22 protein-coding genes are annotated in these 21,961 nt (G+C 69.6%); 11 read left to right on the top strand and 11 right to left on the bottom strand.

What is annotated here, in order from left to right; translation table 11 throughout:
* Window positions 1–281 precede the first annotated feature (281 nt).
* The gene (locus JYA75_RS02255; protein WP_203329655.1) at window positions 282–737 is read left to right on the top strand and encodes a DUF6098 family protein; all 456 of its coding nucleotides are present in this window, start codon (window positions 282–284) and stop codon (window positions 735–737) included.
* 45 nt (window positions 738–782) lie between these two features.
* Here the strand turns inward: JYA75_RS02255 and JYA75_RS02250 are convergent, their stop codons facing one another.
* Both JYA75_RS02250 and JYA75_RS02245 read right to left on the bottom strand, forming a co-directional pair.
* Window positions 783–1,661 carry a M48 family metalloprotease gene (locus JYA75_RS02250; protein ID WP_239010591.1) on the bottom strand — a complete coding sequence of 293 codons (879 nt, stop codon included), beginning with the start codon at window positions 1,659–1,661 and terminating at the stop codon, window positions 783–785.
* Window positions 1,662–1,663: 2 nt separating this feature from the next.
* Window positions 1,664–2,056 carry a BlaI/MecI/CopY family transcriptional regulator gene (locus JYA75_RS02245; protein ID WP_029547104.1) on the bottom strand — a complete coding sequence of 131 codons (393 nt, stop codon included), beginning with the start codon at window positions 2,054–2,056 and terminating at the stop codon, window positions 1,664–1,666.
* Window positions 2,057–2,138: 82 nt separating this feature from the next.
* Between JYA75_RS02245 and JYA75_RS02240 the strand changes: the two genes are divergently transcribed.
* The 4 genes from JYA75_RS02240 (at window position 2,139) to JYA75_RS02225 (ending at window position 5,682) form a co-directional block, all read left to right on the top strand.
* Window positions 2,139–2,630, top strand: a complete 492-nt coding sequence (locus JYA75_RS02240; protein WP_006943095.1) for a DUF2231 domain-containing protein — start codon at window positions 2,139–2,141, stop codon at window positions 2,628–2,630.
* A 420-nt stretch (window positions 2,631–3,050) separates the two neighbouring features.
* Window positions 3,051–4,667: an MFS transporter gene (locus tag JYA75_RS02235; RefSeq protein ID WP_203329653.1), complete on the top strand. Its 1,617-nt coding sequence runs from the start codon at window positions 3,051–3,053 to the stop codon at window positions 4,665–4,667.
* 112 nt (window positions 4,668–4,779) lie between these two features.
* The gene (locus tag JYA75_RS02230; protein ID WP_161997239.1) at window positions 4,780–5,469 is read left to right on the top strand and encodes a ZIP family metal transporter; all 690 of its coding nucleotides are present in this window, start codon (window positions 4,780–4,782) and stop codon (window positions 5,467–5,469) included.
* A gap of 60 nt (window positions 5,470–5,529) precedes the next feature.
* Window positions 5,530–5,682 carry a hypothetical protein gene (locus JYA75_RS02225; protein WP_157127598.1) on the top strand — a complete coding sequence of 51 codons (153 nt, stop codon included), beginning with the start codon at window positions 5,530–5,532 and terminating at the stop codon, window positions 5,680–5,682.
* Between the two features lie 24 nt (window positions 5,683–5,706).
* Here JYA75_RS02225 and JYA75_RS02220 read toward each other — a convergent pair whose 3' ends face one another.
* Entirely contained in the window at window positions 5,707–6,933 is a 1,227-nt protein-coding gene (locus JYA75_RS02220) for a carboxymuconolactone decarboxylase family protein (protein WP_203329652.1), read from the bottom strand.
* Between the two features lie 191 nt (window positions 6,934–7,124).
* Between JYA75_RS02220 and JYA75_RS02215 the strand changes: the two genes are divergently transcribed.
* Window positions 7,125–7,700 carry an HhH-GPD-type base excision DNA repair protein gene (locus tag JYA75_RS02215; RefSeq protein WP_203329651.1) on the top strand — a complete coding sequence of 192 codons (576 nt, stop codon included), beginning with the start codon at window positions 7,125–7,127 and terminating at the stop codon, window positions 7,698–7,700.
* A gap of 6 nt (window positions 7,701–7,706) precedes the next feature.
* On the opposite strand, the gene JYA75_RS02210 is transcribed toward JYA75_RS02215, so the two are convergent.
* From JYA75_RS02210 to JYA75_RS02190, 5 genes are all read right to left on the bottom strand, one after another.
* On the bottom strand, window positions 7,707–9,032 hold the full coding sequence (locus tag JYA75_RS02210) for an ammonium transporter (RefSeq protein WP_203329650.1): 1,326 nt from the start codon (window positions 9,030–9,032) through the stop codon (window positions 7,707–7,709).
* Between the two features lie 222 nt (window positions 9,033–9,254).
* On the bottom strand, window positions 9,255–9,437 hold the full coding sequence (locus tag JYA75_RS02205) for a hypothetical protein (RefSeq protein ID WP_006943116.1): 183 nt from the start codon (window positions 9,435–9,437) through the stop codon (window positions 9,255–9,257).
* A gap of 217 nt (window positions 9,438–9,654) precedes the next feature.
* The gene (locus tag JYA75_RS02200; RefSeq protein ID WP_006943117.1) at window positions 9,655–9,933 is read right to left on the bottom strand and encodes a GlsB/YeaQ/YmgE family stress response membrane protein; all 279 of its coding nucleotides are present in this window, start codon (window positions 9,931–9,933) and stop codon (window positions 9,655–9,657) included.
* 151 nt (window positions 9,934–10,084) lie between these two features.
* Complete coding sequence (locus tag JYA75_RS02195; protein WP_006943118.1) at window positions 10,085–10,360, bottom strand: DUF4193 family protein; 276 nt, start codon at window positions 10,358–10,360, stop codon at window positions 10,085–10,087.
* Between the two features lie 222 nt (window positions 10,361–10,582).
* Window positions 10,583–11,731, bottom strand: a complete 1,149-nt coding sequence (locus tag JYA75_RS02190; protein WP_203329649.1) for a beta-mannosidase — start codon at window positions 11,729–11,731, stop codon at window positions 10,583–10,585.
* A 294-nt stretch (window positions 11,732–12,025) separates the two neighbouring features.
* On the opposite strand from JYA75_RS02190, the gene JYA75_RS02185 reads away from it, so the two are divergent.
* Window positions 12,026–12,355, top strand: a complete 330-nt coding sequence (locus JYA75_RS02185; RefSeq protein WP_006943121.1) for a hypothetical protein — start codon at window positions 12,026–12,028, stop codon at window positions 12,353–12,355.
* A gap of 14 nt (window positions 12,356–12,369) precedes the next feature.
* Here JYA75_RS02185 and JYA75_RS02180 read toward each other — a convergent pair whose 3' ends face one another.
* On the bottom strand, window positions 12,370–13,164 hold the full coding sequence (locus tag JYA75_RS02180) for an SDR family NAD(P)-dependent oxidoreductase (protein ID WP_044476307.1): 795 nt from the start codon (window positions 13,162–13,164) through the stop codon (window positions 12,370–12,372).
* Window positions 13,165–13,237: 73 nt separating this feature from the next.
* On the opposite strand from JYA75_RS02180, the gene JYA75_RS02175 reads away from it, so the two are divergent.
* The 3 genes from JYA75_RS02175 (at window position 13,238) to JYA75_RS02165 (ending at window position 17,747) form a co-directional block, all read left to right on the top strand.
* On the top strand, window positions 13,238–15,427 hold the full coding sequence (locus tag JYA75_RS02175; RefSeq protein ID WP_203329648.1) for a DNA polymerase III subunits gamma/tau: 2,190 nt from the start codon (window positions 13,238–13,240) through the stop codon (window positions 15,425–15,427).
* Window positions 15,428–15,525: 98 nt separating this feature from the next.
* Window positions 15,526–16,941, top strand: a complete 1,416-nt coding sequence (locus JYA75_RS02170) for an amidase family protein (protein WP_006943126.1) — start codon at window positions 15,526–15,528, stop codon at window positions 16,939–16,941.
* Between the two features lie 92 nt (window positions 16,942–17,033).
* Window positions 17,034–17,747, top strand: coding sequence for a response regulator transcription factor (locus JYA75_RS02165; protein WP_029547118.1), 714 nt, complete (start codon window positions 17,034–17,036; stop codon window positions 17,745–17,747).
* Window positions 17,748–17,793: 46 nt separating this feature from the next.
* Here JYA75_RS02165 and JYA75_RS02160 read toward each other — a convergent pair whose 3' ends face one another.
* The gene (locus JYA75_RS02160; protein WP_029547119.1) at window positions 17,794–18,549 is read right to left on the bottom strand and encodes an IclR family transcriptional regulator C-terminal domain-containing protein; all 756 of its coding nucleotides are present in this window, start codon (window positions 18,547–18,549) and stop codon (window positions 17,794–17,796) included.
* On the bottom strand, window positions 18,546–19,967 hold the full coding sequence (locus JYA75_RS02155) for an APC family permease (protein ID WP_044476308.1): 1,422 nt from the start codon (window positions 19,965–19,967) through the stop codon (window positions 18,546–18,548). Before JYA75_RS02155 ends, JYA75_RS02160 begins: the two co-directional genes overlap by 4 nt.
* Window positions 19,968–20,413: 446 nt before the next feature.
* On the opposite strand from JYA75_RS02155, the gene JYA75_RS02150 reads away from it, so the two are divergent.
* Entirely contained in the window at window positions 20,414–21,919 is a 1,506-nt protein-coding gene (locus JYA75_RS02150; protein WP_006943134.1) for an aldehyde dehydrogenase family protein, read from the top strand.
* Window positions 21,920–21,961 lie beyond the last annotated feature (42 nt).

Raw genomic sequence — 21,961 nt, 5'->3', positions numbered from 1 at the left:
TCGGGGACCGAAGGATCGCCGAGGCGCTCGAGTCGGCGTTCGCGTCACCGGATCCCACCCCAGGCGCACTGGTCGGGGGAGCCCCTGTCGACCGCGGACCGGGAGTAGCGCGCCGGGTACCGGGTATCCGGACGGCGTCCGTGAAGGACCGTCGACGGAGGGAGTCACCATCGCTAGGTCGCAGGACTCGGAACGCGCGAAGTGTCGGCACGACCATCTCGCGCAGATCGCCGGCTCCTCGCCGACGAATCCTGCGGTTACCCGACGTACCGAGGACCTCGATGGCGCCACGTGAGGAGATGTATCCGGATCCCGACGACATGCAGGTCATCGCGAGCCTCGATCAGCTCGCCGCTCTCGTCGCGGGGGATCCGCTCATCTATCTGCGCTGTTCACCGGGACCGGCCGCGGACGCCGCGGACGGCCCCACGCGGGATGTCGAAGGCAATGTCACCCTGCCTGGTTGGTCTGTCGTGCCGGTCGCGCCGGAGCCGTGGTGGCGTCGGCCCGTCGAGGACTGGGTGGCACGGCGGGTCCACCGGTACGCCACGCGAGATGCGCCCGCCGGATGCTTCCTCTGGTTGCTCAAGGGGACGATGGTCGGCCGCGGACCCGACCAGGAACCGTTGGTGATCGACATCCAGCCGCACGCGCGGCTCAGTCCCAGGGTGCTACGGGAGGCGGAGCAGCGGTATCACGAGCGGTTCGACGTGCAGGCGGAATCCCCAGAGCGGTGAGTCCACAAGGCGGTGAGGCGGGCGGCCGGCGTCGTCCGCCCGGCTTCACCGCTGCAGGACGAGGTGGGGCGTCTCGTGTTCCGGAAGAAGCACGTCCTGGACGATGTCCGTTGTCCGCAGAGCCGAGAACGACACCAGCGCGATCGCCACGATCAGCGTCGCGGCGACCGTGCGAGCCCACGGAAGCCGAGGCGGATCGACCAGCGCGTGCACGCGTTCGACGACGTCACCGCCCGCCACCGAGAGCGTGGTCGACGAATGAGCCTCGAGGGAGCGGCTTCTCGCGACGGCTGCGGCGGCGACGGCCTGGGCGGCCGCGCGACGGCCACCGGCGGCGGCTTCCTCGTCGGCCCACCGCTCCGCGGCCCGGCGAACGACGTCGGGAACCGGCCGCAGCAGCGGGTGGAGTGCGGCCGCCGTCTCGGCGATCTGGATCCACCGGGAATGATGGTGCCGCAGGTGGGCGTGCTCGTGTGCGAGCAATACGGTCAGTTCGTCCTCGGTGAGAGCCGACTTCATGGCGGTCGTCACGACGATCCCGCCCCCTCGCCCGGGGACGGAGTAGGCGTCGGCGACCGGGCTCCGGGCGAGGAGGTAGCCCTCCGTCCGGGGGAGGCTTCGGCAGAATCGAGTTGCTGCGCAAAGGTTCTGCCGGACGTGCCAGATGTGCCGCAGGCCTCCGGCTGTGGCACACAGAGCGGCGGTGAGGAGGATCGCCGCGACTGCGACGGATGTCGTGCCGGGCCGGTGGTGGATGAGCGTGAGGGCCACGGCAGTCGCCGACGAGAGCAATGTCAGGGCGCACAGAGCGGAGAGAACAGGTAGGAGCCGGACCGTTGTCGCCGGCCGGGCCTGTACCGCGATGCGCTCGGCTCCGATACCGAGCGCTGCTCCCACCGCGAGTGGAGCGAGGACAGCAGGCATTATCACGGCTCTCTCCCTTCGTCCGGCTCGCCGTCCTCGCGCCCGAGCAGCCTCAGCAGCATCCGCTCGTCGTCGGGTGTCAATTCCGCGACGAACCGGGCCAGCACGTCCGCGCGGCGGCCGTACTTGTCGAGAAGCCGATGCATGTCCCGGGCGGCCTGCGCAGCCGGGAGCGTCTCGATCGGTGCCGCGAGCCGATACGCGTAACCACGACCGGACGGCGTCCGGTCCAGAATTCCCTTGCCGTGCATGCGGGCCAGCGTCGTCATCACAGTGGTGTGGGCGAGTGCTCCTGGCAGCAACTCGTTCACCCTTGCCACGGTGAGCGGCTCTTCCGCGCCGGCAAGGACGTCGACGATCTCCTGCTCCAGGGTGCCGCGTAGGCGCCGCGCCATCGGTTTCAGGCTCCTCTCAGGACGGCTTACTACTATCGAGAAAGTAGTAGATGTCCGGTCATCCCTCTCCCCGAGGAGCAGCATGTCCCAGATCAACGGACTCCCGGCGCACATACTGTTCGTGCACGCCATCGTAGTGTTGGTGCCGCTCGTGGCGGTCGGAGTCGTCCTTTCGGCCCTCTGGCCCGCCGCCCGGGTGCGGCTCGTGTGGCCCACTGCGGCGCTGGCCACCGCACTGCTCGTCCTGACCCCGCTGACCGCCGAGGCCGGTGAGTCGCTGGAGCATCAGGTCGACCGCACCGCACTGCTGCACACCCATACCGAGCTCGGTGACACCATGCCGTTCGTCGCCGCTGGGCTGTTCGCCGCGGCGATGCTGGTCGGGGCCCTGCACGTGCTGGATTCGCGTGGGTCGATGCCGGCCGCACGAGTGCGGCTCCTGACCGTGGTCACCGCCCTCGTCGCGGTCCTCGTCGGGGTCGGCGCGACGGTTCAGGTGTATCGGGTGGGCGACTCCGGCGCGCAGGCCACCTGGCAGGACCGGGTGGGCGTCGCCGCGGGGGAGTCGCCGTGACCTGTTCGGCGCCACCCGCGTGCGCCCCGCACCGGCCGCGGCCCGCTTACGACACCGAACGCGCCTCGGCGGAGATCGATCCGATGGAACCGCGCGAGCCCATGGGGCGTGTTTCCCCGGAGACCGCCGTCGCATGGCCGGATCGTGCGCTCTGGATAGGTCGCCTCGCACGTGAGACACTCGTGTCACGGGATTGACGTCGTGCTCCCGGCCATCCCCTCCCGTGCCGGGCCGAGGAGCTGAAGATGGGCGGGCGTACACCCAGGAGGTGGCCGTGATGTCAGAGGCTGCCCGCCGCCGATGGCCCACCCGGGCTTATGCCGCGGGTATCCGCGGGCGAGCGATCGGCCGGTCGACACACTCCCGTGCCGAAACGGACGGCCGGGGGAACGTCACCACTGCCGGGACGATGGGTGTCCGGTGATCGAGAGACCAACGGCCAGCGATCCCTCCGAGAAGGCAGCGGGCCCGCAGCGCCTGCTCGCCCTACTGCTGGCGATGGCGATGTTCGTGCTCGTCGTCGACACATCGCTGATGAACGTCTCGATCTCATCGGTGGTTCGCGACCTCGGCACGACGGTCAGCGGCGTGCAGGCTGCGATCGCGCTCGAGGCGTTGGTTTCTGCGGCATTCATCCTGATCGGTGGCAAGGTCGGTGATCTCATCGGACGCAAGCGTGCGTACGTGCTCGGCCTGCTCGGTTACGCAGTCGGTGCGTCGGCGATGGCGTTCGCGCAGAGCCTGACCGTGATCGTCGTCTTCTGGGCCGTACTCGGTGGGATCGGCGCGTCACTCCTGTTGCCCGCCATGCAGTCTCTCATCCACGGCAATTTCGAGGGGGAGGCGCAGAAGAAGGTCTACGCGCTGGTCGGGGCGGCGGCTGCGATTGCCGCTGCCGTCGGACCGCTGCTGGGAGGCTTCATCACCACCTACCTGTCGTGGCGCGTCGGGTTTGTGCTCGAGGTCGTCGTCATCGGGGTCGTGCTGTCCGGTATCAGGCTCGTCCACGATGTGCCGTACACCGGACCTCGGGGCGTTGACCTGATTGGTGCGGTACTTTCCGTTCTGGGCATGGGCGGGATCGTGCTGGGAATCCTGGTGTGGCAGGAGGGCGGCGAAGCCGTTGGTGCGCTCCTGGTGGTCGGTGCGATTGCGCTGGCTGTGCTGGCCTACTGGCTCGTGCGGCGCAAACGTCAAGGCGAGCCGGCGCTGCTGGACCCGGATTTGTTCCGCTCCAAGATCTTCAAGCTGGGGATCTCCGGGCAGATGCTCCAGCAGATTGCGCTCGGCGGCACGATGATCGCGCTGCCGATCTACCTGCAGATGGTGCTCGAGTACAACGCGCTGCAGGCGGGCCTGTCCCTCGCACCGCTGTCGCTCAGCATGTTCGCAGTGGCGTTGCTCGCGGGGAAGAAGGCGAGTGATCGCCGCCCGAGCGGCATCATCCGGTGGGGATTCGTTCTTCTCACGCTCGGGATCGTGGCGCTGATCCCGATCGTGCCGCGGGCGGAGTTCGGCTGGGGCCTCGTGATCCCCCTGGTGATTGCCGGATCGGGATTGGGGTTGTTGGTCTCTCAACTCAACAACTACACACTCGCCCCGATCGAGGAGGAGCGGATCAGCGAAGCCGCCGGCGTCAATTCTGCGGCAGGATCGTTCGGGTTGTCGTTCGGGCTGGCGTTCGCCGGCGCCATCATGCTGGCAACGCTGTCCCTCACCTTCACCGCAATGGCGGAATCGAGCACCGTGCTCCCGCAGGCAGAGCAACAGCAGGTGGCGCAGGTCCTCGAGGACGACGCCGAAGTCATGAGCAACACCCAGCTCGAACAGCTGCTCGCCGGCGAACCCCCGGAGTTTCAAGACGAGATCATCCGTATCAACACCGACGCACGACCGCTCGCCCTACAGGTGGCACTGCTCATTCCCCTCCTCGCCGGTCTCATCGGGGTGTTCAACTCGTTCCGCATGATGCGCATACCGGAACCCACACCGAAGAGCCCCGGCGAAGGGCCTGATGGGGCAGAATACGCGCCGTAGTCGGGTTTCCGGCGAAATGGTACGTAACCGTTGGTGTTCAACGGTTTTCGTGTCGGACGCGCCCACCCGGCGCCGGCCGGGCGGGCGCCACGTTCTGCCGTAGAGTGGCACGGTGCTGACAGCTTTCTCGTACGGCCTGGGTACCGCGGTGCCGCTGTTCGCCGGTGCCCTGATGGGGCTCCGGTACGACCTGCCCCGTCCGCTGCTTGCGGCCCTGATGGCGTTCGGTGCCGGAGCCATGGTCTCCGCGGTGTCCACCGAATTGTTCGCGCCCGCCTTCGCGGACCAGGGCCTGTGGTCCGCAGGCGGCGCGCTGCTGCTCGGTGCCGTGGTGTACGTCGTCGCCGACCGGTTGATCGAGCGCCGGCTCGGCGCCGCTGCATTGGGGTGGGCGCTGATGCTCGGGGCGTTGCTCGACGGGATCCCGGAGAACGCCGCCCTCGGGGTGACACTCGGCGGTGCCGGTGCCGGCGGGTTGGTACTGCTGGTCGCCATCGCCGTCGGTAACGTGCCCGAGGCGGTCGCCGGTGCCGCGTCGATGCGCTCGAACTTCGACCGGCGGAAGGCCGTGCTCATCTGGGGCATCACGGCGGCGCTGCTGGTGGTCGTGGTGGTCGTCGCGACGGCGTATGCCGACTCGCTGCCCCCCGCGGGGATCTCGCTCATCCAGGCCTTCGCCGGTGGCGCGACGATCGCGGTCCTCGCCGATTCCCTGATGCCGGAGGCATACCGGGAAGGTGGCTGGTGGGTGGGAATATCCACCGCCCTCGGATTCCTCGTCGCGTCCGCTCTGGGCGGGTGACGTCGTCGCCGGCATCCGAACGCGTCCGTTTCACCGCCGGCGAGCAAGGTAGAGGAACGTGTGGCACGACGTCGGCGGTGGCCGTTGCGCGACGGCACGCACCTCGCGGCGGGCGGGCCGCCGGTCGCCGGGCTCACCGGCTGCCGCCGCACGCTGCCCGCCCCGACCCCGATGCTCGACTACCTCGACGCCGAACACGAGAGCATGCGTTGAGCCGCGGCGCGGAAGTGGAAGAACTCACTCGTAGAAGGCGTGCAGCCGGTGCAGGAGCTGCATCACGGAAATCCACACCGTCAGTTCGATAATCTCCGGCGGCGCAAGTTCCTTCGTGGCAGCGGCGACGACCTCCGGGGTGATCTGCCCGGGGCCGCTCGATGCGGCCTCGGCGTAGGCGAGGGCCGTGTCGGTGTGCACGTCGAGCCCGGCGCGGCTCCCGGCGAGCTGTGAAGTGGTTGCGCCGGCATATTCGGCCAGATTGCGCGCCGATTTCGCGAGCGCCTCGTCCTCGACTGCGTTCGCGTACACGAGACCGGCCAGGTGCTTCGCGCGCAACCCGAGCCGGCTCTGCTTCGGGTCGGTGTTGGCACCGAGGACGGCGGCGAGTGCGCGAATCGCCCGGCCGTGTGACAGGTGCGCCAGGATCGGGAAGTCGTGGCCCGTCCGCTGGCGGAGATGAATCCCGACTGCCGGCCAACTGTGTGGCACACCGGACGTCCAGTGCTTGTCGGCGCGGATCACCGACGGCAAGACCGGCAACAAGGCGAGCAGGTCCACAAACCTGTCCGGTTGCGGCTTGGTCGGCGTTACGGTGGCTGCCGGTATCGGCAGGTGTTTTCCGGCCGTCCAGCCCGTCGGACCGATCACCTCGTCGGCGAGGGCCAGCATGCTCTCTTCGAGCGGAATGCCCACAGTGTCATTGAATTTGTTCAAGAAGCCCATCACCGCGACTGCGAGCACCAACCACTCCGCGTCCGCCGGAGAAAAGGAATCGCGCAGTGCATCCCGCTGCGCCGGGGTCAGCGACCCGGGAACGCGTCCGAGTCCCTCCGCGACGTCGAGCGCGGACCGCTCGGCACTGCTGTAGCCACCCGACGCCGGCCCGCGGCCCACGATCCGCACAAGATCACCCTCGTCGGCCCCACGCCGGAGCGCGAACGCGCAGCAGTGTGATGCGCAGTACGCGCACCCCGCTGCGCGGCTGGCCGTGTACATGGCGAGGCCGACCGTCGCCTTGGGGGGTCCGAAACCGAACAGCAGGAAGGGCAGGTTGAGGAAGTTGGGTACGAGCACGTTGTACGTGCGCATCCCGGTCGGCCAGATCTCCAAATACGCGGCGGCATTCGGCGCTACGCCGAGAACCTTCCGGACCATTGCAAACTGCGCACCGTATCGGCGTTGCAGGGTCACCATGTCCACGGACGATCCGTGCAGCGCCTGAGCGATTGTCCCGGGCGAGGACGTCACGAGGCGAATCGTACCGCCGACACCGACCGCGGTACCAGGTCCGCGCACGCCGACGAAGGTCGAGGAGTTCGTCGGCCCGGCGTTACGCCGCCGAACACCCCTCCGCCCCAGGCTGCGGCCTGACTCACATGACCGACCGGAGCGGAGTGCCTCCTCGGCCCATGCCCGCCGCGGATGCCATGATCGTGGCCATGGCACCGACGTTGAACCTCGTGGGCGATGCCGACGCCGATGCGTTGCTCGCCGCCGATCCGCTCGCCCTGCTCATCGGGATGCTCCTCGATCAGCAGGTTCCGATGGAGACCGCGTTCGCGGGACCGAAGAGGCTCGCCGACCGCCTCGGTGGTCTGGACGTGTACCGCATTGCCGACGCCGATCCGGACGAGTTCGCCGCGATCTGCGCTCGGCCGCCGGCCGTGCACCGGTTTCCCGGATCGATGGCCAAGCGGATCCAGGCGCTGTGCGCCGAGGTCACGGACCGCTACGACGGCGACGCGGCAACACTGTGGACGAGCGGCGACCCCGACGGCAAGGAGGTGCTGAAGCGCCTGAAGGCCCTGCCCGGCTACGGCGACCAGAAGGCCCGGATCTTCCTGGCTCTGCTGGGCAAGCAGATCGGGGTGCGGCCGGAGGGCTGGCGGGAGGCTGCGGGGGAGTACGGCGAGGACGGGTCGCGGCGGTCCATCGCCGACGTCGTCGACGCGCAGACCCTGCAGGAGGTCCGGGAGTTCAAGAAGGCGTCGAAGGCGGCCGCGAAGAAGAAGTGAGCGCTGCTAGCGCTCGTCGTCGCCGGGCACGGCGTCTTCCCGTGCCTGGGACGGGAAGACCGAGTGCAGCGGATTGACCCCGCCCATCGCCCCGTGCCCGGGCACGCCGTGTTCGTAGGCGGATTCGGCGTGCAGGGCCAGGTCGATACCGGACGCCTCGTCCTCCTTGCTGACCCGGAAGCCGAAGGTGCGGTCGATCAGCTTGCCGAGGCCGAAGGTCACGCCGAAGGCGTAGAACCCCACCACCAGTACCGCGAGGACCTGCTTGCCGAGCTGCGCGAAGCCGCCGCCGTACAGCAATCCTTCCGGACCCTCGGTCATCACGGCGGTAGCGAGCACGCCGACGAGAACGGTGCCGACGATGCCGCCCATCAGGTGCACGCCGACGACGTCGAGCGAATCGTCGTAGCCCAGGCGGAACTTCCAGCCCACGGCGTACGAACAGACGATGCCGGCCACCGCGCCGACGACGAGCGCACCGAGAACATCGACGGTGCCGCACGAGGGGGTGATCGCCACCAGGCCGGCGACGACGCCCGAGGCGGCGCCGAACGTGGTGGGGTGCCCGTCGCGGCGCTGTTCGACGAACAGCCACCCGAGCATGCCGGTGCACCCGGCGACGAGCGTGTTGAGGAAGACCGCGGCGGCCTTGCCGTCGGCGGCCAGGGCGGAGCCGGCGTTGAATCCGAACCAGCCGAACCACAGCAGGCCCACGCCGAGCAGGACGATCGGGAGGTTGTGCGGCCGCATGGACTCGGAACGGAATCCCAGCCTTGGTCCGAGCACCAGTGCCAGGGCCAGACCGGACGCTCCGGAGACGGTTTCGACGACGAGTCCACCCGCGTAGTCGAGCACGCCGAGCCGTGCGATCCAGCCGTCGGGTCCCCAGACCCAGTGGGCGACAGGGACGTACACGAGCAGTGCCCAGACAGGCACGAACAGCATCCAGGCGGAGAACTTGGCCCGGTCGGCGATCGCCCCGCTGACGAGGGCGGCGGTGATGATCGCGAAGGTCAATTGGAAGGTGGCGAACAGGAGTTCCGGTACCTGGCCGTGGACGGTGTCGGGCCCGATACCGCTCATCCCCAGGTGTGCGAATCCGCCGAGCACTCCGCCGCCGAGATCGTCGTCGAAGCTGAGCGTGTAGCCCGCGACGAGCCACGTGACCGTGACGAGCGGGATCGACACGAAGCTCATCATGATCATGTTCAGGACGCCGGTGGAGCGGACCATCCCGCCGTAGAACAGTGCGAGACCCGGGGTCATCAGCAGGACGAGGGCGGTGCTCGCCAGCAGCCACGCGGTGGCCCCGGCGTCGATCGTGGGTGACACGGCAGATTCTCCTCACGCGCACGGTTCTCGGTGCGCCGGGTATCCACGATGTGCCGGTCCGGTTTCTGCCACGCGGCGCGGGTGTTGCGAGCGAGTTACGGAAACGGTCATTTCGGACAAGTGGCCGCGAGGGTCTCCCGGTAGCCGCGCACGGGCGGTGCCGCGGAGCGGTGTTCGCGAGGTTCGCCCGCTACGGGACCGACGAGGTCGGCGGCCGGGGGCTCAGGTCTTCTTGCGGGGCGATCGGCGTCGTTTCGGGGCCGGCTCGGACTCCGGGATGTCTGCCGGACGGCCGGTCAGCGCCTCCACGACGGCGGCGAGATCCTCCGAGGACAGCTCGGGGGTCTCCTGCGGGGTGCGGCTCGCCGTGGCGGAGCGTGCCCTCGTTGCTGCGGTGTCGTCCATCGGTGTCCCTCTCGTCGCTCGGCGGCGTTCCTCGGATGACCGCCACGCTCACCGCACGCGCCATCCACCCGGCCAGCATGCCGGAAAGGTCCCGTTTTCGCAGCGGATGACGGCCGACACGCCCGGCGCGGATTCGGCCCGTGCAGCGCAGCGGCCTCCCGTGCCCCGGAACGGGGCGACGGCAGGCCGCTGCGCGTGTGGTGACTGGTCGGCGAGATTACCGGTGGTGGACCGTGCGGCGGCCGGTGACAGCCTTGACCAGGAACAGCAGGATCACCGCACCGAGGAGGCAGGTGAGGAAGCTGAAGATCAGGCCGCCGCCCGCCACATCGACACCGAAGAGCTTGAGCAGGAAGCCGCCGAGCAGACCGCCGATGACACCCACGACGATGTTCAGCAGGATGCCCTGTTGCTCGTCGGTCTTCATGATCTTGCTACCGATCCAGCCGGCGAGGCCGCCGATGATGATCCACCCGATGATTCCGAGTCCGAGCACGCTCCACTTCCCTTCGTTCGGGAATCTCGTCGATCCCCTCCGGTCTTCACCCGCCGTCGCCGGCGTGGTCACGACTTCGGTTACCCCGTAGGGCGAGGGACTACACCTCGGCGGAAAATTGTTCTCGTTCTGCGCCTTCCGCCGAGGTCCGTCAGCTGCAGTCCCGGCAGCGTGTCGTGCCGTCGTCGGACGGCGCGAGCCTGCTGTGGTGGTGGACCAGGAAACAGCTGTCGCACACGAACTCGTCGTTCCGCCGGGGGACGACCGGGGCGGTGAGCTCCTCCCCGGACAGGTCGGCGCCGGGGAGTTCGAAGAACTCGGCGATGTCGCCGTCGTCCGGCTCCACGGTCTCGCTCACCGCCGGAAGCGTCGGGGCGGTCAGCTCGTCCGTGTCGAGCTCTTTACGGGTGTCGTAGTCGAGTGTCATGACCCTCCTCAGTCCTGGTCGCCGCCCGGCGACGGCACCAGCCGCGCGGTGCGATGTCTTCTTCGTGTCACCTTCCGGCGGGTGCCGGTGAGGGCGACGCCGGGCCGTGATCGCCCTCCTGTACCCGGACCGGGGAGATACCAAACCACTGTGCCGGAACCGGTGGGCGATCCAGGCCGGCCGTCCGACCGGACGGGTGGTCTCGCCGCGCGCGGGCCCCGGCTATCCGGTGTTCGGGATGGGCCCGACGGATGCGCCCGAGGTTCCGAATTCCTCGATCACATCCCACAATTCGTCGTCTGGGCCGATGTCGTAGGTGCAGGAGTCCGGCCGGGGATCGGGGACGAAGGCCCAGAGGAGCGCCCCGGCGGTGCCGGCCGTCTTCTGTCCCTCGATCTTCGTCGCGATGTGCTCGGCGCGGTCGGCCGTGGCCCCGCACCAGCCCGCCGGCTCGCCGATCTCGGCCACCAGCAGCGGCTTGTCGATCTGCTGGCCCTGGGCGATGCGGCGCGCCAGGCCGTTCCACTGGTCGCCGGGCAACGGGATCCCGTCGGCGCCGTAGTCGTGGTACTGGACGACGTCCACGAAGGGGGACGACCCGACCAGCGCGTACTCGTCGCCCTGCGTGCCGCACTGCCCGCCGCCGGTGAGCCCCGCGGTGATCAGGGTGCGGGGATCGATCGCGCGGACCTGCGCCCCCGCCGTGTCGAAGAACCCGCGCAGGACGGCGGCCGCGTCCGGCGGGCACTGCCGCAGCCACCACGAGCACGCCTCGTCGGTGCACATGCTGGTCTCCGGTTCGCCGACGAGTTCCCATGCAGCCAGCGCCGGGGAGTCCTTCCACCGCGTCACCGCCGTCGTCACCCAGTCCCGGAAACTCAGCACGGCACGCTCGTGATCGACCGGCTCCGTCCATCCGTCGACATACCACTGCCGGTCCTTGAACGCCTCGTCCTCGCACGCGCCGTCCTGGGCGGCAAGGACCGGGATCACGAGTTGACCGTGGGCCTCCGCCGCGGCGAACACGGCGTCGAGCGGGCCGAAGTCGAGTTCGCCGGTGAACCGGTCGACGGCCAGGGCCTGGAAGGCGTTGAAGCGGGTGAGGGAATGCGGTGGCAGCGCGCCGAAGTACGCATCCAGATCGACCATGGCGCCGCAGCCCCAGTTCACCGCCCAGTTCGTGCCCAGCTGGTAGGCGTTGAAGCCGGTGGGCCACCAGGGCTGCCCGTCGAGCCGCAGCGCCGTGCCGTCGGTGGTGACCCGCGCGCCCGGATCCGGATCGGCGGCGGCGGTGCCGGCCGTGCCGATCGTCGCCGCGGCGACGATCGAGAGACCCACCGCCCACGCCTTTGCCGTGCTCCCCGATCCCATGGAGGAACTGTACTGGCGCGGAGCCGGATCGGCTGCGCATGCGAACCCCGCGACACCGCCCCGTTAGCACTCAGGCTCGGTGAGTGCTAATCTGTGCTGCGTAGCAGCCGGGCCGACGAGTGAGGTTGATCCAGGAGTAGATGCCGTGTCCCGTATCTGTTCCCGGTCGCATCGAGCGGTGGTCGCCGGACCGTTCACCCATCCCGGAATTCTTGTCCTGCAGAAGGTTCCGTACGATCCCGCCACCGGATGCTGCGCACCGTTCCGCCATCGCCGACGAGGATCCGAAAGACCATGTCCGTCCTGCAGACTCCCTTCCGCTCCGGACCGCACCGTTCCCGCCTCGACCTCCCCGCGCTGTCGACGCTGCGTGAGGCGGTCGAGGAGAAGGGGGCCGATCTGGCGCTGATGCTCGGCGCCCTGTCGATCGTGACCTTCTGGACGTTCGGCTTCGGGATTCTGCTCGGTGCGGCCGCCATCGGGACCGGCATCGCCGCCACCCGCCGGCCCGCCGTGTTCACCGACGAGGAGAAGTCCCTCGACGCTCTCGTCGGCATGCTCACCGGCATCTTCGGCATCCTCGCGGGCGTGGTGTTCCTCAGCTGGGCGCTGCCCAACCTCTGAGGCACCTGCCTCGGTCAGCGAGGCGCGGACGCCGGCGCGGCCATGAAGCGGTGGAGGAAGGCCTTCACCGAATCCGGTGTCACCGTCGACGCCGCCGCCATCGCCTTGGACATGGGGGAGCTGGCCACCACCTTCCGTTTGCCCTTCAGCATCGCCTCGTAGCCCTTGCGGGCGACCTTCGCAGGGTCGTCCTTGGGGCCGCGGGCGATCGGCGCGTCCGCCATCCCGGCCTTGCGGAAGAACGGGGTGTCGGTCGCTCCGGGCATCAGCGCGGTGACGGTGACCCCGGTCCCGCGCAGCTCCTCGTGCAGCCCCTCGGAGAACGACTGCAGGAACGACTTGGAGGCGTTGTAGACGACCTGGTACGGGCCGGGCATCTCCGAGACCACCGACGACGTGATCAGCACGCGCCCGGTGCCGCGCCCGGCCATGCCGTCGAGGACGTACTTGGCCAGATGCACGGTCGAGCGCACGTTGACGTCCACCACCTCGAGCTGGTCGTCGAGGCCGGTGTCCACGAACAGGCCACCCTGCCCGGTGCCGGCGTTGAGCGCAGCGGCGGCCAGTGGCCGGCCGGTCGCCGTCACGGCGGTGCACACCTCCTCCACGCCCGTCGCCGTCCGGAGGTCGGCGCGCACCGGAATCACGGCGGCGCCGGTGGCGGCGAGAGCGCGGGTGGCGTCGTCGAGGGCATCGGAGCGGGCCACCAGGATGAGGTCGTATCCGTCCCGGCCGAACAGTCGGGCGAGTTCCAGGCCGATGCCGCTCGACGCTCCGGTCACCAGGGCCAACGGTCGTGTTTCGGTCATGTCCCCGGATACCCGCATCACTCCGCCGCAACCACGCGGCCGGGGTGTCGGTCGGCGCCGGTAGTCTCGGCGCGTGGCCCTCTACCGTAAGTACCGACCGGCGACCTTTGCCGAGGTGGTGGGTCAGGAGCACGTCACCGAGCCCCTGAGCATCGCCCTCGACGCAGGTCGCATCAATCACGCGTATCTGTTCTCGGGCCCGCGCGGCTGTGGCAAGACCTCCTCGGCCCGGATCCTGGCCCGCTCCCTGAACTGCGCGGAGGGCCCCACGTCGGCCCCGTGCGGGACGTGCCGGTCCTGCCTGGCGCTCGGCCCCGGCGGTGGCGGCAACCTCGACGTCATCGAGCTCGACGCCGCCAGCCACGGCGGCGTCGACGACACCCGCGAACTACGCGACCGCGCCTTCTACGCGCCGGCCGAGTCGCGGTACCGCATCTTCATCGTCGACGAGGCCCACATGGTCACCACGCAGGGCTTCAACGCTCTGCTCAAGATCGTCGAGGAGCCGCCGGAGCACCTGATCTTCGTGTTCGCCACCACCGAACCGGAGAAGGTGCTGCCGACGATCCGCTCGCGCACCCACCACTACCCGTTCCGGTTGCTGCCGCCCCCCGTCATGCGCGGGCTGCTCGAGAAGATCTGCACGCAGGAGAACGTGGCGGTCGAGGACGCCGTCTACCCGCTGGTGATCCGTGCGGGCGGCGGTTCGCCGCGCGACTCGCTGTCGGTGATGGACCAGCTCCTCGCCGGCGCCGGCGAGGAGGGCGTGACCTACAGCCGTGCACTCTCGCTGCTCGGCGTCACCGACGTCGCCCTCATCGACGAGGCCGTGGACGCCCTCGCCGCCGGCGACGGTGCAGGTCTGTTCGGGACCGTCGAGAAGGTGATGGATGCCGGCCACGACCCGCGACGGTTCGCGGTCGACCTGCTCGAGCGGCTCCGGGATCTCATCCTGATGCGATCGGTGCCCGACGCCGCCGATCGCGGTCTCGTCGACGCCCCGGGCGACGTGCTGGAGCGGATGCGGGAGGAAGCCGACCGGATCGGTCCCGCCACCCTGACCCGGTACGCGGAGATCGTGCACTCCGGTCTGGGAGAGATGCGCGGTGCCACGGCCCCGCGCCTGCTCCTCGAGGTGATGTGCGCGCGGATGCTGCTGCCCGCCGCTTCGGGTTCGGAATCGGCTGTGCTGCAACGCCTCGAGCGTCTCGAAAGCGGGATCGCGGCCCCGCAGGGCGCCGCCCCGCGGGCCGTCGCTCCGGCGCCGGCCGCGCCCACGCCGCCGATCGCCCCCGAAGAGCCGGCCGCCCGTTTCCAGCGACCCTCGCAGCGACGAGCCGCACCGTCCTCGGTCGCGCCCGTCCCCGAGCCTGCGGCCGAGCCGGCCCCCGTTCCACCGGCGGAGTCACGACCGGCCGCCGCGGCGCCGGCGCCCGTGCCACCGCCGGCGCCCGCCCCACCGCCGACGCCCGCCCCACCGGCGCGCGAACCGGAGCCTGCACCGCGCCCCGTCGTGCAGGAACCGGAGCCTGCACCGCGCCCCGTCGTGCAGGAACACGAGCCGCCCGCACCGCGACCCGCGCCGGAACCCCAGCCGGAGCCGGCGCCCGCCCCCGCCGCCGGGCCCGACGCCGCGGCCGTCCGCGCGGTGTGGTCCGAAGTCCGTACCAAGGTCCGCGAGCGCAGCCGCACCGTCGAGGTCATGCTGTCCGGCGCCACGGTCCGCAGCGTCGAAGCGGGCCGCATCGTGCTCGGTCACGATTCGGCCCCCCTGGTCAAGAGGCTCGTCGAACCGCGCAACGCCGCGGTGATCGCCGACGCCCTGCGGGCGGTGTTCGGGGTGGACTTCGAGGTGACCTGCGTGCAGGGCGCTGCGACACCCCCCACCGCCGCGAAACCGGCCCCGGCGCAGGCGGGGTCGCGTCCTTCCGGTCAGCCTCGGTTCTCCCGGCCCAGCCAGGCCCGGCAGGCCCAGCCCGCCCCGCAAACGCGCGGGACGTCCCCCGGCGCGCCCCCGGTTCCGTCGCGTCCCGAGGTCGACGACATCCCGCCGCCCGAGGCGCCGGACTACCCGGACGACCCCGGTCCCGAGCCGGACTACGAGCCGCCGCGGATCAGCCCCGCCGACGTCACCCCCGAGGACGAGGAAGAGATGTTCGCCGAGGCCGCCACCCCGGGCGACCCGTCGACGCGGCGCGAACCGGAGGACGTGGCGATCGAGTTGCTGCAGGACATCCTGGGCGCGAAGAAGATCAGCGAGTGAGCACGAAAGATCGGTAAGTTGACCGATTGTCGGCGTGATCGCCGGGTTCCTATGGTCGAGCCACCTCAACCGGAACCCCGCGATTCACGGAGACAACCATGACCGATACCCTTTCCTGGCTCAGTGCAGCCGAACTCGCGACCGACGTTCGCCGAGGACAGATCAGCGCGAGCGAAGTCGCGGCGCACTTCGTGCGGCGCGTGGACAACGTCAACCCGGCGATCAACGCGATCGTCGACTTCGATCGCGAACAGGTCCTGGCGGACGCGCGCGCACTGGATGCGAAACTGGTCGGCGGCGAGTCCGTCGGACCTCTGCACGGAGTGCCGTTCACGATCAAGGATCTGACGGCCGTGGCGGGCCGGCCCCTGACGTTCGGCATGGTGCCGATGAAGGACAACATCGCCGAGCACGACGCGGTAATCGTTCGGCGGCTGAAGGCCGCAGGCGGTCTCTACCTGGGCAAGACCAACACACCGGAGAGCGGGTACTACGGCGGCACGGACAACCACCTGTTCGGTCCTACCCACAATCCGTGGAAGCGCGGATACAGCGCGGGAGGTTCCAGCGGCGGAGCCGCCGCCGCCGTCGCGGCCGGTCTCGGCCCGCTGGCCGAAGGCAGCGACGGGGCGGGGTCGGTGCGCATTCCTGCGTCGCTCTGTGGCGTGGTCGGGCTCAAGCCCTCGACCGGGCGGGTGCCGCAGACCATTCTGGGTGGTCGCTTCTACCATTGGGCCTACCACGGTCCGATCACCCGCACGGTCGAAGACAATGCCCTCATGCTCGGTGTCGTCGCCGGACCCGACGAATCCGATCCGCTCAGTCTGCCGGCCTCGGACACCGACTACGTCGCCGAGACGAAGAAGGACATCGCCGGGTGGCGCATCGCGTGGTCACCGGATCTCGGCTTCGCAGAGGTCGATCCGGAGGTGGCGGCGATCTGCGCGCAGGCCGTTCGGGCGTTCGAGGACCTCGGTGCCCGGGTCGAGGAGGCGACGCCCGGCTGGGGAGACCCGGAAGAAGCGATGTGGCACGGCATCTGGGTTCCCGGTTTCGCGGCCGAACACGACATGATCGACTGGGACGAGTGGCAGGGCCAGGTCGACGACAATCTCGTCGAATTGATGCGTGAAGGAGAGCGTCTCACAGGTGTCGATGTCGGGCGGGCGGACCTGTTCCGTGGCCGGATGTGGGATACGTTCTCGTCGTTCATGCAGGACTACGACCTGCTGGTCTCGCCCACGCTGTGTGAAGCGGCCCATCCGCTGGGACAGTTCGCTCCCGGCCGGCTGGCGGGCGCGTCTCTGCGCACCCAGTTGCTCGGCTGGCTGATGACCTATCCGTACAACATGCTGACGACCCCGGCCGTCACCGTCCCTGCCGGATTCACGTCGGACGGACGTCCGGTCGGACTGCAGATCGCGGGACGGCTCCACGCCGACGCTGCGGTACTGCGCGCAGCGGCGAACTTCGAACGCGCTCGCCCCTGGGCGGACCGCATCCCCGAACTGTGACCGGGCGGGGAAACGGGCACACGAGAGGGAAAATATCTGCCCGGTAACAGGATTCGGCTCCACTGGACACTGGGTTCGACTATCGTCGAGCAATGGTCGTACCCGTGTTCAGTGGACTGGTCTCGGTGTTGCTGGGAGAGAACGCCGTCGACCGCATGGCCGGACTCACCCGGTACATGACCGATCAGCTCGACTGCGCGGCGGCTGCCGTGACACGCGTGGCGGGCGGTCGGCACGCGGTGGTGGCCAGCCGTGGCTACGACGACCGGACCCTGGACTACCTCGTCACCGATTTCGTCGACAAGGATCCGGGCATGCAGGCGGTTCGGGCCGAGCCCTCCGCGATACTGACCTGGCGGGATATCCCGTCGTATCGTCAGACCTACTCGGTGCGCGAAGTGTTCGTCCCTGCCGGATTCTCCGAAGGCACCTCCGTCGTTCTGACGTCCCCCACCGGCGTGGCGGTGGGGGCTCTGCACGTCAGTGTGGCGCGCGATTCGGTTCCCCACGGGGTCAAGACGACGCTGAGCGATGCCCGGGAGTACGCCGCCTGGTCGGTGGACACGCTCACGCAGCAGGAAGAGGTGGCCCTCACCCCACGAGAACACGAAGTTCTCGAACTGGTGATCGCCGGCCTGTCCAACCGCGAGATCGCGCAGCGAATGCAGCTGTCGCGCAGCACGGTCAACACTCATGTGGAGCATCTGCTGCGCAAATTGAAGGCCCCCAACCGGGTCGGTGCGGTGGTGCGCGCGGTCCGGCTCGGTCTGGTGTCGAATCGGGATCCGTGGGCGCAGCCCACGTAGCAGCCCGCTCCGGGCCGGCGGCGGGACCCCGATATGGACGTCCCGTTCAGGTCAGCAGGGGCACGAGTTGCTGCGCGTGCTCTCGGAGTGAGTCGAGGTGGCGCAGCAGCAGGTGCTGATGGTCGATGCTGCCGGACAGGACCAGGCCCGCGACGAGGGTGCCGGTGGCGGAGCGGACGGGAACGGCGAGGCACGCGGAGTCGTCGCGCAGTTCGCCGAGCTGGGTGGCGAAGCCCCGGTCGCGGATCTCCCCGAGGTGACGGAGCAGGTCGCTGCGCACGACGATCGTGCGGCCGGTGAGGGCATGGGGTTCCCACCGGGGGAGGACGGTGTCGAGGTCGATCTTCTCGGCGAGCAGCAGCTTGCCGACGGCGCTCGCCTGGAGGTGCCGATTGAGGAGGGCCTCGTCGGCGCGGGGTGGATATTCGGGGTCGGCGTCGGCAAGGCGGAGCGCCGTGTCGGTGTAGTAGAACAGGTGGACGCCGAAGCGGACGGTCAGCCGAAGTTCGGTGAGAAGGTTACGTGCGGCTGTGCAGACGGTGGGGACGACGGCCGCGTCGACCAGTATGCCGATCTTGCGCCCGAGTGCGAAGCCGGACAGATCGGGTAGCCGGACGACGTAGCCTTCTCCGGCGAGCAGGTTCAGGAGCCGATAGGTGGTCGCCGGCGGCAGGGAGAGGTGTGCGGCGATGTCCTTGGCGGTGACCCCGGCCCCGGCCCGGGCGACTTCCTCGAGGACACGCAGGGCGCTGATCACCGCTTTCGGCTGCCGCCCCGACAGGGTTCCGTCCACGGGGCTCACCGCCGCACCTGCCAGGGGCGGTGCCGGCCGAGCAGATCGGCGGCGACGGTCTCGTCGTAGACGCCTATCCGGTCCGCGACGTCCGGGGCGCGCCGTACCCGGACCGCGAGCAGCGCGCCTCCGAGGAGCATCAGGACCGCGTACACGGCGGTCATTGCGCCCGCCACGTAGATCCCCGACGCAGCCGCCCACACGATCAGCGCCACCAGGCACGTGGCGGTGAGCGCGCCGATGACCAGCGGCAGGCGGGTCAGCTCGCCGATCCGGCGCAGGAACGCGGGCGTAGCGACGCAGAGGAGGATGTAGGCGAGGACGTACCCGTGCGCCGAGAGGGCCAGCAGCCCGATCAGGACGTCGCGGTTCGAGCCGGTCGCCGCCAGAAAGACGACGGGCACGACAACGACGACAGGCATCGCGACGGCCAGGGCGACGTGCGGCGTGTGGAACCGGGCGTGGGCACGGCCGACGACCGCCGGGGCGACGCCCTCGCGGCCCATCGCGAACAGGGTGCGCGACAGCGCGGTGGTGGAGCCCATGACGCACGCGAACCACGACGCGGTGATTCCGAGTTCCATCAGGACCGACAGCACCGCCGAGCCGCTCCCGGCGGTGTCCGGGAGGGTGAGCACGATCCGGAGCGAACCGACTCCTTCCCTGGCGGACTCCGGCAGCTGCATCGTCGCGGCGAACACGTAGAGCGCCGCGAGCACGACCGGCGTCCACCTGATCGCGCGCGGCACGCTGATCAGCGGGCTGTGGGCTTCACGTGCCACCGTTCCGGCGCTCTCGAAGCCGACAAACGAGGTGATCGCCAGCAGGAGCGCGAAGCCGATCGCGGATTCCGAACCGGTTCCGGTCGGCGCCGAGGGCGGGTCGCCGTCCCGGACGGACACGGCGAACGCGATCACCAGGACGACCGATGCGGCGACGATGGCGAACGCCTCGACGCCCAGCATGATGCGGGCGGAGAGCTGGACGCCGCGGACCATCAGCAGCAGCGCGACGGCGCCGACGACACCGACGAGCACTGCACTCGTCGCCGCTCCGGCCGGCAACCCGATCCGTTCGAGCAGCGACGCCAGATAGCTCGCTGCTCCCACCGTGCTGGCCATGGCGGCGGCCGCGTAGCCGATCAGCAGCGACCATCCCCCGGCGAAGCCGAGGCGGGGGCCGAGACCCTTCACCGTGTAGCTGTACAAGCCGCTGACCGCGACCATGCGGGTGGCGAACTGCCCGATGCAGTATCCGACGGCAGCCATCAGGACGGCCGCCGCGACGAACACCGGGATCGCCGCCCGCCCGGCCTCGGGGATGACGAGAGCCGGCAGGGTGACCATCACCGCGGACGGGGCGACGGCCGAGACGGACTGTGCGAGCACCTCGAAGAACGTGAGGCGTCCGCGCTCGAGGCCGGCCACCGGCGAACTACTTCGGATCTGTGGTGTACCGGACACCTTGCACCTGCTTCCACACTCGCCAGGGGACGTCGAGCGTCTGCCGCCGGACGATCCCGTGGGGTGCACGGTAGCGCAGGCACGCAGTGCGCTGCACCGATCGCACATCAATTTTCGGTCACTCGAATGAGAACGACGGGCCGTCCGGCGCCCGATCGGGCGGGGCCGGCGGTGCTCGTGCGGCCGTCACCTGGGCTGCGGTCGAGAAGTCGAACGAGAATCGGGAAACGGTCTGGGCCGCAGTCGAATGAGAATCGGACACCGCGTAATTTCCATCCGGAATCGGGGGTGACTCCCGCCACATCGTGTGGTTATCGTGGGTTCGGGTCACAGCGACGGATGCCGGCGGTTCTGCGTCGAAACGACTGTACCCGAGTCTTTTTCGCTATCTCTCACGAGTCGGAGACATCATGACTGCAGTTGCGCAATCCGCCACCGGCCTGCTTCCGGAGGTGGTCGACTTCCTCTCGTCGCCGAAGCAGATGCTGATCGGCGGCCGGTGGGTCGAGTCGGCCTCGGGCCGGCGGTTCGACACGGTCGACCCCGCCACCGGGCAGGTGCTGACCACGGTGCCGCACGGCGGCGCCGAGGACGTCGACCGGGCCGTCGCCGCTGCCCGCCGGGCGTTCGAGGAGGGACCGTGGCGGCGCCTGACCCCGGCCGAGCGCCAGCGCATCCTGTGGCGGATCGGCGAGGGCATCCTGGCCCGGGCGGACCAGTTCGCCCAGCTCGAGTCCCTGGACAACGGCAAGTCGGTGGTCGTCGCGAAGGCGGTCGACGTCACCTGGGCGGCCGAGATCTTCTTCTACTACGCCGGTTGGGCGACCAAGATCGAGGGCCGCACCGTCCCGGTGTCGGTTCCGTGGGCTCCGGGCGCTCGTTTCCACGCGTTCACCAGCCGCGAGCCGGTGGGGGTGTGCGCCCAGATCGTGCCGTGGAACTTTCCGCTGGTGATGGCCGCCTTCAAGCTCGCCCCTGCGCTGGCGTGCGCGAACACGCTGGTGCTCAAGCCTGCGGAGCAGACCCCGCTCACCGCCCTGCTGCTCGCCGAAGTCGCCGCCGAGGCCGGGGTGCCCGACGGCGTCGTCAACGTGGTCACGGGCTTCGGGGACGCGGGTGCGGCCCTGTCGGCCCATCACGACGTCGACAAGGTCGCCTTCACCGGCTCGACCGAGGTCGGCAAGAAGATCGTGGGCGCCGCCGCCGGGAACCTGAAGAAGGTCTCGCTCGAACTCGGCGGCAAGAGCCCCCAGGTCGTCTTCGCGGACGCCGACCTCGAGGCCGCGATCCCCGGTGTCGCCGGCGGATTCCTGTTCAACCACGGCCAGGCGTGCACCGCCGGGACGCGGTTGCTGGTGGAGGATCGCATCTTCGACGAATTCACCCAGGGCGTAGCGGAATTCGCCCGGTCGCAGAAGATCGGTCCAGGACTCGATCCCGCCAGCGATATCGGTCCGCTGATCTCCGAGGAGCAACTCGGCAAGGTGACCGGTTACCTCCGCGCCGGCCTCGAGGACGGGGCTCGTGCCCTGACCGGAGGAAAGCGCCACGGCGACAGTGGCTTCTACGTCGAGCCGACGCTCCTCGTCGACGTGCGCAGCGATTTCGGTGTGTACCGGGAGGAGATCTTCGGCCCGGTCGCCGTCGCGGTGCCTTTCAACCGGGAGGAGGGAGTTCGTGCCGCCGCCAACGACACCCCCTACGGGCTCGCGGCGAGCGTCTGGACGCGGGACGTCTCCCGGGCCCACGAGGTCGCCGCCGAGATCAAGGCGGGCACGGTCTGGATCAACTGCCACAACGCGTTCGACACCGCACTGCCCTTCGGGGGATACAAGCAGTCGGGCTGGGGGCGGGAACTCGGTGAGGGGGCCCTGGCGGAGTACACCCAGACCAAGTCGGTCAACATCGCACTGTGACCGGTCGGGGCGGTGCCCGGCACTGTGTGGGCACCGCCGTCC

Source organism: Rhodococcus sp. PSBB066 (assembly GCF_017068255.1).
GTDB classification, from domain to species: Bacteria; Actinomycetota; Actinomycetes; order Mycobacteriales; family Mycobacteriaceae; genus Rhodococcus; species Rhodococcus aetherivorans.
This window is presented reverse-complemented; position numbering and strand designations above follow the sequence as displayed.